Source organism: Klebsiella michiganensis (assembly GCA_000963575.1).
GTDB classification, from domain to species: Bacteria; Pseudomonadota; Gammaproteobacteria; order Enterobacterales; family Enterobacteriaceae; genus Cedecea; species Cedecea michiganensis_A.
Window position 1 is genome coordinate 4,995,606 of sequence record CP011077.1, and the last position, 13,977, is coordinate 5,009,582.

11 protein-coding genes and 1 pseudogene are annotated in these 13,977 nt (G+C 56.8%); 10 read left to right on the plus strand and 2 right to left on the minus strand.

Annotated elements, in window-relative coordinates:
* Positions 1-8: 8 nt before the first annotated feature.
* A complete protein-coding gene (locus VW41_23175; protein ID AJZ91711.1) occupies positions 9-1,691 on the minus strand; it encodes a ShlB/FhaC/HecB family hemolysin secretion/activation protein in 1,683 nt (560 codons plus the stop codon).
* A gap of 845 nt (positions 1,692-2,536) precedes the next feature.
* Between VW41_23175 and VW41_23180 the strand changes: the two genes are divergently transcribed.
* The 7 genes from VW41_23180 (at position 2,537) to VW41_23210 (ending at position 10,590) form a co-directional block, all read left to right on the plus strand.
* Positions 2,537-4,144: a peptide ABC transporter substrate-binding protein gene (locus VW41_23180; GenBank protein AJZ91712.1), complete on the plus strand. Its 1,608-nt coding sequence runs from the start codon at positions 2,537-2,539 to the stop codon at positions 4,142-4,144.
* Positions 4,145-4,318: 174 nt separating this feature from the next.
* Positions 4,319-5,338, plus strand: a complete 1,020-nt coding sequence (locus VW41_23185; GenBank protein ID AJZ91713.1) for a peptide transporter — start codon at positions 4,319-4,321, stop codon at positions 5,336-5,338.
* Positions 5,339-5,347: 9 nt separating this feature from the next.
* A complete protein-coding gene (locus tag VW41_23190; protein ID AJZ91714.1) occupies positions 5,348-6,250 on the plus strand; it encodes a peptide transporter in 903 nt (300 codons plus the stop codon).
* Between the two features lie 10 nt (positions 6,251-6,260).
* Entirely contained in the window at positions 6,261-7,244 is a 984-nt protein-coding gene (gene dppD, locus VW41_23195; GenBank protein ID AJZ91715.1) for a peptide ABC transporter ATP-binding protein, read from the plus strand.
* Positions 7,241-8,248, plus strand: coding sequence for a peptide ABC transporter ATP-binding protein (dppF, locus tag VW41_23200; GenBank protein AJZ91716.1), 1,008 nt, complete (start codon positions 7,241-7,243; stop codon positions 8,246-8,248). The genes dppD and dppF overlap by 4 nt, the downstream gene beginning before the upstream one ends.
* 202 nt (positions 8,249-8,450) lie before the next feature.
* On the plus strand, positions 8,451-9,638 hold the full coding sequence (locus tag VW41_23205) for a transporter (protein AJZ91717.1): 1,188 nt from the start codon (positions 8,451-8,453) through the stop codon (positions 9,636-9,638).
* Between the two features lie 58 nt (positions 9,639-9,696).
* Positions 9,697-10,590 (plus strand): LysR family transcriptional regulator, encoded by an 894-nt coding sequence (locus VW41_23210; GenBank protein AJZ91718.1) that lies wholly within the window; start codon positions 9,697-9,699, stop codon positions 10,588-10,590.
* A gap of 1 nt (position 10,591) precedes the next feature.
* On the opposite strand, the pseudogene VW41_23215 reads toward VW41_23210, so the two are convergent.
* Positions 10,592-10,762: pseudogene (locus tag VW41_23215) on the minus strand (XRE family transcriptional regulator).
* A 350-nt stretch (positions 10,763-11,112) separates the two neighbouring features.
* Here VW41_23215 and VW41_23220 point away from each other — a divergent pair.
* From VW41_23220 to VW41_23230, 3 genes are all read left to right on the plus strand, one after another.
* On the plus strand, positions 11,113-12,132 hold the full coding sequence (locus VW41_23220; protein AJZ91719.1) for a LacI family transcriptional regulator: 1,020 nt from the start codon (positions 11,113-11,115) through the stop codon (positions 12,130-12,132).
* 113 nt (positions 12,133-12,245) lie between these two features.
* A complete protein-coding gene (locus tag VW41_23225) occupies positions 12,246-12,995 on the plus strand; it encodes a xylose isomerase domain-containing protein (protein ID AJZ91720.1) in 750 nt (249 codons plus the stop codon).
* 2 nt (positions 12,996-12,997) lie between these two features.
* On the plus strand, positions 12,998-13,933 hold the full coding sequence (locus tag VW41_23230; protein AJZ91721.1) for a 2-dehydro-3-deoxygluconokinase: 936 nt from the start codon (positions 12,998-13,000) through the stop codon (positions 13,931-13,933).
* Positions 13,934-13,977: the final 44 nt, after the last annotated feature.

The window sequence follows — 13,977 nt, forward strand, 5'->3', positions numbered from 1 at the left end:
TTGAGTCCTCAGTATTGCCAGTTCAGATTGAAACCGAACGTCACCGGGTCGGTGGTAAAACCCTGCGGCTTTGACAGTGGAATACCGGCGAAAACATCGTAGCTTGCGCCAAGCAACAGCCCACGCAACCCGACCGCGCCGCCGGCCAGGTGGTTGCCTACAAGGTAAGGGCTGCTGTGGCCGCTCACTGCCCCGTAATCCACGCCGAGGTAGAGCTGCTGGCCTGGCAGCGGCGTAAACCAGCCAAATTCATTGCGAACCGTCCAGCCGTTATCCGCACTCAGGGTGCGTTCGCCGTCGAAGCCTCTTACCGTCCAGCGGCTGCCGATAGAAAATTGCTCCTGCGGTGTTAAAGGCGTGTTGGTCATCTGCCGCATGTACTGCACGTTGTAGCGAAAGTTTTGCCCTGCCAGCGCAAAAGGCAGCTCAAGCTGGGCGTTCATCTGCAGAATTTTGCTCAGCGCCGTCGCCTCGCCAAAATACTCTTCGGTAGCAGGGATGGAACCAAACCAGCGGGTGCCGCGCTGGTAGCTGATCCCGGCATCCAGCGTGGCGGCATAGATATAGTGGCGATGCTGTAGCCCCACCTTCCAGGCCGCGGTTTTGCGACGCTGGGCGTCTATCTGGGTATCATCGAGAAAGTTTTTCGACTCACGGGTAATAATGTCGTAGGTAAAACTGGTCTTCTGGCTGCCGCTGCGATGCAGGACGCGGCTTAGCTGAAAGGCGAGGTTATTGCTTTTGCCCCGGTAGCGGTAATCCCCGTTCAGCCCGGCGATAGTCTGGTAGTAGTCGTTGCTGCTGGCCGTCAGGCTCGTCATCCAGTAACCGAAAGGCACGGCGTATTGCCCGGTGTAGTTATGCGTCCCCTTATCACCGTGCGGCTGCAGCGCTCTGCCGGCGTTAAGATAAAGCGTATCGCTGAGGCTTAGCGGGTTATCAACATATAGCGTCACACCGCCCTGATAGCGGCCGGTGCTGCGGCTGCCGGAGTCATCCAGCGACAGGCCAAGACGCCACATCCGCGACTGTTTCCAGTCCAGCAATATATCGCTTTCACCCGGCTGATCCCCGGGGATAATTTCCATATTGGCCTGAACGCCAGGCACACGCTGGAAATTTTCCAGACCTTGCTCAATATCACGTAAATCCAGCAACGCACCTGGTTTCGCCGGGAAACTATTTAATAACGAAACATATCGCCCGCTTTGCGGGGTAAATTTCACCTGCCGGATAGTACCCGGCAAAATAGTAAGAATTAACTTACCCGAATTAAGATTTTGCTGTGGGGCAAGGACACGGGTTGTGACGTAACCGCTATCAATAAGCCGGCTTTGTAATATGCCCATCAGCGTATTAATACCCTTTCCTCCGAGGCAATGCCCTACGGCTCTATTGGCTAATTTCTGCAGTGGCAGCCAATGGGGTAATTTTTCACGCTGCTGTAATTCAACCTGTTGAATAGGAAAACACGGTTTTTCATCAGGAAAATCAACGCTTGTTGATGGTGTGACCTGCGGGGAAAGCCGGACATCCGGCACAGGGGGGGCGAGCTGCGCCTCACGGGCACGCTGGCTTTCCTGCTGTCGAATAAGCTGTTCGTCAGCCAGCGGTGCGGAATATGCAGAATGAAGCATTGAGAATAAAACAACGCTGCCATAGACAGAAAACTTCAGAACACGCACATAAATTCCCTTTAATTTTCACACCATTATTGGCGCATAATCCATAAAACAGCAGATAATAAGTGAAGCCTCTCCATTTACAGCGATGTGTTAGAAACATTAACAAGGACAGCAAGCCACTATATGTTGCAGGTTATTAAGATATTAAATTAATGTCAATTTGATCTTTTTAAGAATTGTCTAATTACATAAGATTATTTGGATATTGAATTAATTAGCTGCCTGAGTATTCTTTTATTTATATTTCCAGCATGCCTATTAAAATTAAGGAGAAATTCACCTCTGGCACGGTCTTCCGGCCCCCGCATTACCCCCCCCACTTACTGCCGTGGTTATGCTTTTATGCGGGATATAATTCATCGTGTTTGGTTATGGAAAAGCGTGGTTTTTTGCGCCGTCGCTTATGATGACAGACAGCATTTTCCGCTGTGGGCGATGCAGATCACAAAATAAATCGTGCAACAATTCATCATTTAACACAAAATTTTACCTATTCCGGGCAATCGATTCCCTCTGTAGGTTGCAAATTAAGCAGTGTAATATTCTGGTAACAAGCCTGTAGCATAAATTTCCCTGCTGGAAATGTCCCCGGAAGGTTTTTTTAATCTTTGCCCGCCGAATCCCACCTTGCTTGTAAATCCCCGTGACCTGTATTGACGTTTCCTTAATCTGTTGACAGATTGTAGGACGAGAGGGGCTATTTACGGACCGTCTGTGCTACCTCCATGCATGACTCGCGAAAGGAACTGCTAGCCTCACCGCCGCCTCCGGGCACACCGTACCGACCTCCCACAAATAACAATGGTCAGACGGTTACAAAACACAACACGACACATAATTGGAGCAGAATAATGAGTATTTCCTTGAAGAAGTCAGGGATGCTGAAATTTGGTCTGAGCCTGGTTGCCATGACCGTTGCAGCAAGCGTACAAGCCAAAACCCTGGTTTATTGTTCAGAAGGTTCCCCAGAGGGCTTTAACCCACAGCTGTTCACTTCCGGCACGACTTACGATGCCAGCTCCGTACCGATTTATAACCGTCTGGTGGAATTTAAAACCGGCACCACCGAAATCATCCCAGGCCTCGCTGAGAAATGGGACGTTAGCCCGGACGGTAAAACCTACACCTTCCACCTGCGTAAAGGCGTGAAGTGGCAGGATAATAAAGACTTCAAACCGACTCGTGATTTCAACGCCGACGACGTCGTATTCTCCTTTGACCGCCAGAAAAATAAAGATAACCCGTATCACAAAGTCTCTGGCGGCAGCTACGAATACTTCGAAGGCATGGGCTTGCCTGACCTGATCACCGACATCAAGAAAGTCGACGACAATACCGTGCAGTTCGTACTGGCTCGTCCGGAAGCGCCATTCCTCGCGGACATGGCCATGGACTTCGCCTCTATTCTTTCTAAAGAATATGCGGACAACATGATGAAAGCCGGCACCCCGGAAAAAACCGACCTGAACCCAATCGGCACCGGTCCATTCCAGCTGCTGCAGTACCAGAAAGACTCCCGTATTCTGTATAAAGCCTTCCCGGGCTACTGGGGCACTAAACCGCAGATCGATCGCCTGGTCTTCTCCATCACCCCAGACGCTTCCGTGCGTTACGCCAAACTGCAGAAAAACGAATGTCAGGTTATGCCGTTCCCTAACCCGGCCGACATCGCCCGCATGAAAGAAGACAAGAACATCAATCTGATGGAACAGGCCGGCCTGAACGTGGGCTACCTCTCCTTCAACACCGAGAAGAAGCCGTTTGACGACGTGAAAGTGCGTCAGGCGCTGACCTACGCGGTGAACAAAGAAGCGATCATCAAAGCCGTTTATCAGGGCGCGGGCACCGCGGCTAAAAACCTGATCCCACCAACCATGTGGGGCTACAACGATGACGTGAAGGACTACACCTACGATCCTGAAAAAGCGAAAGCGCTGCTGAAAGAAGCGGGCCAGGATAAAGGCTTTACCGTTGACCTGTGGGCTATGCCAGTACAGCGTCCATACAACCCGAACGCTCGCCGTATGGCTGAGATGATTCAGGCTGACTGGGCGAAAGTCGGCGTGACCGCCAAAATCGTCACCTACGAGTGGGGCGAGTACCTGAAGCGTGCTAAAGCAGGCGAACACCAGGCGGTGATGATGGGCTGGACCGGGGACAATGGGGATCCGGATAACTTCTTCGCAACCCTGTTCAGCTGCGCCGCAGCGAAAGACGGTTCCAACTACTCTCGCTGGTGCTACAAGCCGTTTGAAGATCTGATTCAGCCGGCTCGCGCCACCGACGACCACAACAAGCGTGTTGAACTGTACAAACAGGCTCAGGTTGTGATGCACGATCAGGCGCCAGCGCTGATCATCGCTCACTCCACCGTGTTCGAGCCAGTGCGTAAAGAAGTTAAAGGCTACGTGGTTGATCCACTGGGCAAACACCACTTCGAAAACGTGTCCGTCGAATAATAAAAGTAACGTGCTTTATTCCCTCTCCCCCATGGGGAGAGGGTTAGGGTGAGGGGTATTGGCTTTGTCCACCCTCACCCCGACCCTCTCCCTCAAAGGGAGAGGGGGAAACATTTGTGAGCAATACAGACGGGACAGTTACCAGGCTTTCCGTCACTACAGAGAATCCGGGATATGCTGCAGTTCATCCTCCGACGACTGGGGTTAGTCATCCCCACGTTTATAGGTATTACCCTACTCACCTTCGCTTTCGTGCATATGATCCCCGGCGACCCGGTGATGATCATGGCCGGAGAGCGCGGTATTTCTCCTGAGCGCCACGCCCAACTGTTGGCCGAGATGGGTCTCGACAAGCCAATGTGGCAGCAATACCTCCACTACATCTGGGGCGTAATGCATGGCGATCTGGGCATTTCATTGAAGAGCCGCCTGCCGGTCTGGGACGAGTTCGTGCCGCGCTTTAAAGCGACGCTGGAACTCGGCATCTGCGCGATGATTTTCGCCGTTGCCGTCGGTATTCCGGTGGGCGTACTGGCCGCCGTGAAGCGTGGTTCAATCTTCGACCACACCGCCGTTGGCCTCGCGCTGACCGGTTATTCCATGCCAATTTTCTGGTGGGGCATGATGCTCATCATGCTGGTGTCGGTGCACTGGAACCTGACGCCGGTATCCGGCCGCATCAGCGACACCGTGTTCCTTGATGACTCCCTGCCGCTCACCGGGTTTGCGCTGATAGATACCGCTATCTGGGGCCAGCCGGGTGATTTTATTGACGCCGTTGCCCATATGATTCTGCCTGCCATCGTGCTGGGCACAATTCCACTGGCGGTTATCGTGCGTATGACCCGTTCTTCCATGCTGGAAGTGCTGGGCGAAGACTACATTCGTACCGCTCGCGCCAAGGGCCTGACCCGCATGCGCGTTATCGTGGTTCATGCCCTGCGTAACGCGATGCTGCCGGTCGTCACGGTTATCGGCCTGCAGGTCGGTACTCTGCTGGCAGGTGCCATCCTGACGGAAACTATCTTCTCCTGGCCGGGTCTTGGCCGCTGGCTCATCGACGCCCTGCAGCGTCGTGACTACCCGGTAGTCCAGGGCGGCGTGCTGCTGGTGGCGACGATGATTATCCTCGTCAACCTGCTGGTAGACCTGCTGTACGGCGTGGTGAACCCGCGTATACGCCATAAGAAATAAGGGGCCATCATGACGCAACTGACAGAAAATAAAGTGGTGGCAGCACCCAAGCCGATGACGCCTTTCCAGGAGTTCTGGCACTACTTCAAACGCAATAAAGGGGCGGTGATCGGCCTGGTGTACGTCGCCATAATGATCATCATCGCCGTCTTCGCTAACTTCCTCGCGCCCCACGCGCCGGCGGAGCAGTTCCGCGACGCGCTGCTGCACCCACCGGTGTGGCAAGAGGGCGGGAGCTGGAGCTACATCCTCGGCACCGACGACGTAGGTCGCGATGTGCTTTCCCGCCTGATGTACGGCGCTCGTCTGTCCCTGCTGGTCGGCTGCCTGGTGGTCGTCCTGTCGCTGGTGATGGGGATAGTACTGGGCCTGGTCGCAGGTTACTTCGGCGGCGTGGTCGACAACATCATCATGCGCGTGGTCGATATCATGCTGGCGCTGCCAAGCCTGCTGCTGGCGCTGGTGCTGGTGGCTATCTTCGGCCCGTCTATCGGTAATGCCGCGCTGGCGCTGACCTTCGTTGCGCTGCCGCACTATGTGCGTCTGACCCGCGCGGCGGTGCTGGTAGAAGTTAACCGCGACTATGTCACCGCCTCCCGTGTGGCAGGCGCTGGCCCGGTTCGCCAGATGTTTGTGAATATTTTCCCGAATACCCTTGCGCCGCTGATTGTTCAGGCGTCGCTCGGCTTCTCGAACGCCATTCTCGATATGGCCGCCCTTGGCTTCCTCGGCATGGGTGCGCAGCCGCCAACACCGGAGTGGGGCACCATGCTCGCCGACGTGTTGCAGTTCGCGCAGAGTGCCTGGTGGGTTGTGACCTTCCCGGGTCTGGCAATCCTGCTAACGGTGCTGGCATTTAACCTGATGGGTGACGGTCTGCGTGACGCGCTCGATCCCAAACTGAAGCAGTAAGAGGTTCGAGATGGCGTTATTAAATGTAGATAAATTATCGGTGCATTTCGGCGACGAAGACGCACCATTCCGTGCCGTTGACCGCATTAGCTATAGCGTGGATCAGGGGCAGGTTGTCGGCATCGTCGGAGAGTCCGGCTCCGGTAAATCCGTCAGCTCGCTGGCCATCATGGGGCTTATCGACTTCCCTGGCCGCGTGATGCCGGAAAAACTGGAGTTCAACGGACGGGATCTGAAGCGCATTTCTGAGAAAGAGCGCCGCAATCTGGTGGGCGCCGAAGTGGCGATGATCTTCCAGGACCCGATGACCAGCCTGAACCCGTGCTACACCGTCGGTTTCCAGATTATGGAAGCCATCAAGGTGCATCAGGGCGGCAACAAGAAAACCCGTCGCCAGCGCGCAATCGACCTGCTGACCCAGGTGGGTATTCCTGACCCGGCTTCTCGTCTCGACGTTTACCCGCACCAGCTTTCCGGCGGGATGAGCCAGCGCGTGATGATCGCCATGGCCATAGCCTGTCGTCCTAAGCTGCTGATCGCCGATGAGCCAACCACCGCGCTCGACGTGACCATTCAGGCGCAGATCATCGAACTGCTGCTGGAGCTGCAGCAAAAAGAGAACATGGCGCTGATCCTGATCACCCATGACCTCGCCCTGGTAGCCGAAGCCGCCCATAAAATCATCGTCATGTACGCAGGCCAGGTAGTGGAAGCGGGTTCGTCCCACGATATCTTCCGCGCGCCGCGCCACCCGTACACCCAGGCTCTGCTCCGTGCGCTGCCGGAATTTGCTCAGGATAAAGCGCGTCTGGCCTCGCTGCCGGGCGTAGTGCCGGGCAAATACGACCGCCCGAATGGCTGCCTGCTGAACCCGCGCTGCCCGTATGCGACCGACAAATGCCGCAGCGAAGAGCCAGCGTTAACTCTGCTGGCAGACGGGCGTCAGTCCAAATGCCACTACCCACTCGATGATGCCGGGAGGCCAACCCTATGAGTACCCAACAGGCCACCGCGCAACCGCTGTTGCAGGCCATCGACCTGAAAAAACACTACCCGGTGAAGAAGGGCTTTTTCGCCCCTGAGCGCCTGGTGAAAGCGCTGGACGGCGTGAGCTTTACCCTCGAACGCGGCAAAACGCTGGCGGTAGTGGGCGAGTCCGGCTGCGGGAAATCCACCCTCGGCCGCCTGCTGACCATGATCGAAGTCCCGACCGGCGGGGAGCTTTACTACCAGGGCCAGGATCTGCTGATCCCGGACGCCTCGGCGGAAAAGCTGCGCCGGCAGAAAATCCAGATAGTCTTCCAGAACCCCTATGGCTCGCTAAACCCGCGTAAAAAAGTGGGGCAGATTCTGGAAGAGCCGCTGCAAATCAACACCAGCCTGAGCAAAACCGAGCGCCGTGAAAAAGCGCTGGAGATGATGGCCAAAGTAGGGTTGAAAACCGAGCACTACGATCGCTATCCGCACATGTTCTCCGGCGGCCAGCGCCAGCGTATCGCTATCGCCCGCGGCCTGATGCTTGACCCGGACGTGGTGATTGCCGATGAGCCAGTCTCTGCCCTGGACGTATCGGTTCGTGCGCAGGTGCTGAACCTGATGATGGACCTGCAGCAGGATCTGGGGCTGTCCTACGTCTTCATCTCCCACGACCTGTCGGTGGTGGAGCACATCGCCGATGAAGTGATGGTCATGTACCTGGGCCGCTGCGTGGAGAAGGGCAGCAAAGAGCAGATCTTCTCTAATCCGCTGCACCCGTACACTCAGGCGCTGCTGTCCGCCACGCCGCGCCTGAACCCGGACGAACGTCGCGAACGCATCAAGCTGACCGGCGAGCTGCCAAGCCCGCTGAACCCGCCGCCGGGCTGCGCCTTTAACGCCCGCTGCAGCCGTCGCTTCGGGCCATGCACCCAGCTCCAGCCGCAGTTGAAAGACTACGGCAACGGCCAGCTGGTCGCGTGTTTCGCGGTCGATCAGGATGTGAACGGGGAACTGCGTTAATCGTTTTTACCCTCTCCCTTTTGGGGGAGGGTATTAAGCCATCCCACTGATTAAATTAATATTTTAATAAAAATCAAAATCTTCCTCACATTATTCCTCCACAGAAACAGTGAAATCATAAATTCTGCATTTATCCGCCGTCGCTGACTGCGTAAATTGTGATCCCTGTCACTCATGTACGCCTCTGCGGAAGCGCATTACTATGCTGAATAATAAAGATAAACCTGCAACATCCCCGTGGATTGCGGTCTTTTCCCTGACCGTGGCCTGCTTCGTCATGGTCACCACCGAGTTTTTACCCATCGGTTTGCTGACCAACATCGCACCTTCCCTCAGCGTCTCCACCGGTACCGCCGGGCTGATGGTTACCATGCCAGGCATTGTTGCCGCCGTCGCAGCCCCGCTCTTGAGCCTGGCCTCCGGCAGCCTTGACCGCCGCCTGCTGATGCTTGGCCTGTCGCTGCTGTTGGTCGTCTCAAACCTGGTGTCCGCGCTGGCCGTTAACTTCCCCATGATGCTCACAGGCCGCGTGCTGCTGGGGATCTGCGTCGGTGGGTTCTGGTCTTTCTCAATGAACTATGGCCGCCACCTTGTGCCGGAAGCGAGTCAGGGACGCGCCGTCGCGCTGATCGTCAGCGGCGTGTCCATCGGCGCCGTTTGCGGTGTCCCAGCCGGGGCATTAATCGGCGACCTGTTCGGCTGGCGTTCGGCTTTCTTTGCCAGCGCCGGACTAGCCGCCATCACGCTGCTCGCCCAGCTCCGTCTGCTGACTTCCGTGCCGCCAGGCCGGCCGGTTACCGTTCAGGATTTGCTGTCTCCGCTGCGCCTGCCCATGGCCCGCATCGGCCTGATCGCCATTGTGCTGCTGTTTGTAGGCCATTTCTCGGCTTACACCTACCTGCGCCCGCTGCTGCAACAGGTCTTTGTACTCAGCCCATCGGCGATCACTTTCCAACTGCTGGCCTATGGTGCAGTTGGCCTGCTGGGCACCTTTATCGGCGAGCGCCTGGCGGAACACAGCCTTCGTGCAACCTTTATTCTGGTGACGGCGATGCTGGCCATTATTCTGATCGTTTCACCGCTGCTCAGCGGCCTGGCGGGCGCGACGGTAATGGTGCTGGTGTGGGGTCTGGCCTTCGGGGCCGTGCCGGTCTGCGCCACAAACTGGATGTTTGAAGCGGTGCCGGACGCGCCGGAAGCCGGTCAGTCGCTGCTGGTGACGGTGATTCAAATTGCGCTGGCGTCGGGCGCCCTCCTCGGCGGTGAAGTCGTGGACTGGCACGGTGTAAGCAGCGCGATGCTGTTTGGCGGGGCGCTGATGCTCTCTGCCACGCTGGTTTTTGGCCTCTCCTTGCGCGGCCGGATGATTAGCGCTAAACAATGTGGCTGATTGTTTACGTGGATAAACAAAACCCTGCCCGAGGCAGGGTTTTTCGCTGGAGACTGCTATGGATCACCATTTGCTGGCTATTAGGGTGTTCAATCGCGTGGTTGAAACAGGCGGGTTTACCCGCGCCGCCGACTCCCTGCGCATGCCGAAGGCTACCGTCACCAAACTGATTCAAAATCTTGAAAATCATCTGCAAACCAAGCTTTTTCAGCGCACCACCCGCCGCGTATCGGTCACCAAAGAAGGTGAATGCTATTACCGCCGCACCGTAAAATGGCTGGCCGACCTGGAGCAGATGGAAGGCAGCATGACGGAATCACAAAGCGAACCTCAGGGCGTGCTGCGTGTGGATGCCGGGGGATCATTAGCGCGCCAGGTGCTGATCCCCGCCCTGCCGGAATTTCTTGAACGCTACCCGGATATCTCCATTGATCTTGGCGTCAGCGATCGGCTGGTCGATGTAATCAACGACAACGCAGACTGCGTTATACGCAGCGGCCCGCTGGTTGACTCCACTTTGATTGCCCGCCGCCTGTTTACCATGGACTGGGTTACCTGCGCGACGCCGGACTACTTTAAGCGCTACGGGACCCCCGCTCGCCCTGAAGAACTTGAGCAGGGATACCCGCTGGCGCATTACCGCCACGCACGCAACGACCGCATCTACCCGCTGCGCTTTATTGACCGGGGAAAAAACGTCGAGGTGCAGCACCGCTACCAGATCAGCGTCAACGAAAGTAACGCCCATCTTGGCATCGCGCTTTCCGGGGTCGCCTTAACTCAGGTCGTTCGCTTCGCGGCGCAGCCTTATCTCGACAGCGGGAAACTGGTCAGCGTGCTGGAAGCCTACCAGCCGTCGCCGGAACAGATGTACCTGGTTTACCCGTCCAACCGCCACCTTAGCGCCAGGCTGCGGGTGTTTATCGAATGGGCCGTGGCGCGGTTTGCCTGAGCTATACGCCTTCCCGGGCCAGGACCAAACGATGGAGGCGTGACGTGTCCACAGACTTCCTGGCCTGAGCAAGACTAAAAGCGTTCTGGAGCTTCATCCAAACTTCAGGTGAACTCCCGACAACGATAGAAAGCTTAACCGCCATTTCAGGCGTCAATGCCGCTTTGCCCGTAGCCGGGTAACATGCTCCCCCCGGAGACCCACGGTCTGATTTTTGGTAAATAATCCCTCTAATCCTTTGTGTCTGAAGCTTTTAATCATCCTGATGGGCTCCATTGATGAAAACTCTATGGCAGCGTTCCTCCTCACGCAACAAAAAGGTCGCAACCTGTTATGCCCCTGGAAAATAGGGCTCGGCCAGTAAGAGTGAAAGTCACGGAGAGTGAATCAGGAATAGCCTTCGCAAAAATTCTTTCTTTCCCCGGTTAGACCACTTTCTGCCCACCCATAATCCTCTTTCCTCGCCTTTCCCCCGCATAAAAATATGTTACTCTCCGCAGGGTTACCCCTCTGGAGACGGCTATGAACGGCAAGGCAGCGCGCCCTACGATAAGCGATGTCGCAAAAGCGGCGAAGACCGGGAAGACCAGCGTTTCCCGCTACCTTAACGGCGAGCAGAATGCGCTGTCTGACGATCTCCGTGGGCGTATTGAGCGCGCCATTGCCGAACTCGACTACCGCCCAAACCAGATGGCGCGAGGCCTGAAAAGAGGCCGCACCCGCCTCATCGGCCTGATCATTGCCGATATCACCAACCCCTATTCCGTTGACGTGCTGAGCGGTATTGAAGCTGCCTGCCGCGAGAAAGGCTTTACGCCGCTGGTGTGTAACACCAATAACGAGGTCGATCAGGAGCTGCACTATCTCGACCTGCTGCGCAGCTACCAGGTGGAAGGGATCGTGGTCAACGCGGTCGGGATGCGTGAAGAGGGGCTCAACCGCCTGCAGCAATCCGCACTACCGATGGTGCTTATCGATCGCAAAATCCCGGGCTTTGCCTGCGACATGGTCGGGCTGGACAATATTCAGGCCGCCACAAACGCGACTGAACACCTGATTGAGCATGGCTTCGAAGCCCTCCTGTTCCTGAGCGAACCGCTTGGCACGGTGAATACCCGCCATGAAAGGTTATCTGCATTTCGCAGCACATTAGTGCGCTATCCCGGCATAATTGCCGAAAATGCCGAAACACCGCTGCACGAAGCCGAGCTAATAGATAACACTCTGCGCCAGTTCCACACCCGCCATCGCGGGATGCGCAAAGCGGTGATCTCCGCCAACGGCGCGCTGACGCTGCAGGTCGCCCGCGCAATGCGCCGCCTTGGCCTGAGCTGGGGTAGCGATATTGGGCTGCTGGGCTTTGATGAGCTGGAGTGGGCAGAGCTTGCCGGCGTTGGCATCACCACCCTGAAGCAACCCACCTGGCAGATAGGCTACGCCGCGCTGGAGCAGGTCGTGAGGCGTATCGAAGGCACCGATGAAACCCTGCGTGAACAGCTCTTTTCCGGCGAGCTTATCGTTCGCGGCTCCACCTCCCGCTAAATCTTTTGTTCGTGATGGCGCTCAAAAATTGGCAAGCATGACCTTTTCTTTGGAACCGGTTCCATCTAGCGTAAATAACATCCGTCGTTCGCTGTTATCGCCTGGAGACCGCCATGCCGCGAAAAATTATCGTCGTCACCGCCGCCTACGGCCACGATCGCCTTGCTGCCCTCGGTGGCCAGCAGGCCGTGCTGCCCATCATTGCTGAAGCGGGGGCCGACGGCGTCGAAATCCGCCGCGAACTCTTTACCGCCACACAGCTGGATTTTCTGTCGACCGTGGCCGGAGAAATTACCCAGCACGGACTGGAAGCCTGCTATTCCGCGCCGGAGCCGCTGTTCACGGGCGAAGGCAAGCTAAACCCGCTTATCCCGTCGCTTCTGCAGGAAGCCCACCAGCTAAACGCCCGCTGGCTGAAGCTCTCTCTGGGGCATTTTAACAATATCCAGGCATTCGACACGTTAAGGCAGTGGCTCAGCGAAAGCCCCGTCGCGCTGGTAGTGGAAAACGACCAAACCGACAGCGGCAAACTCGCGCCGATGCAGCGCTTTCAGGCCGCCTGCGGCGTTCACAACCTGCCGGTAACGCTCACTTTCGATATGGCCAACTGGCTGTGGGTGGACGATTCTCCGCAGCAGGCCGCCCGCGCGCTGGCCCCTTCCGTGAGCTATATCCACGTCAAAACAGCGGTCGCCCGGCATAACCACTACCGTGCAGTGGCGCTGGATGAGGCCAGTTCAGACTGGAAAGGGCTGCTAAATATGTTGCCGGTAGATGCCCCACGCGGCATTGAGTTTCCGCTGGAAGGGCGAGACCTGGTCGCGGTTACCCGGCATTACGTCAATCTTTTACGCGAGGAATAACCATGCATCAGCTGGATGTCATCACGATTGGCGAAGCGATGGCGATGTTTGTCGCCACCGAAACTGGCGATCTTGCCGCCGCCGAACATTTTGTGAAACGCGCGGCTGGCGCTGAGTTAAATGTGGCAACGGGGCTGGCCCGTCTGGGCCTTAACGTAGGCTGGGTAAGCCGCGTAGGCAACGACTCCTTTGGCCGCTACGTGCTGCAACAGTTGGCGAAGGAAAACATCGACAGCCGCGGTGTGACCGTCGACGAGCAGTCCCGCACCGGCTTTCAGTTAAAATCCAAAGTCGAAGATGGAACCGATCCCATTGTGGAGTATTTCCGTAAAGGCTCAGCCGCCAGCCACTTGTCGGTAGCCGACTTCAACGCGGAGTACTTTCTCTCGGCTCGCCACCTGCACCTGAGCGGCGTGGCGGCAGCGCTCTCAGACACTTCTCTGGCGCTGCTGAACCACGCGGCCAAAACCATGAAGCAGCAGGGCAAAACCCTCTCCTTCGATCCTAACCTGCGTCCTGTGCTGTGGCGCAGCGAGGCCGAAATGGTGAAACAGCTGAATCAGCTGGCATTCCAGGCCGACTGGGTACTGCCCGGCGTGAAGGAAGGCATTGTGCTGACCGGTCAAAACACGCCGGAAGGGATCGCCGATTTTTATCTGCATCAGGGCGTGAAGGTCGTGGTGCTAAAAACCGGCGCAGACGGCGCCTGGTATAAAACCGCAGACGGCGAGAAAGGCGCTGTCGCAGCGGTAAAAGTGGAAAATGTTGTGGATACCGTGGGTGCCGGAGACGGCTTTGCGGTCGGGGTGATAAGCGCCCTGCTGGAAGGGAAATCTTTGCATCAGGCCGTCAGCCGGGGCAATAAAATCGGCTCACTGGCGATACAAGTCATCGGTGACAGCGAAGGGCTACCGACCCGAAGCGCACTGGGCGAATAATCCCGACTCCCTCGCTCTGTACCCTACATACACAGCGAGACGGT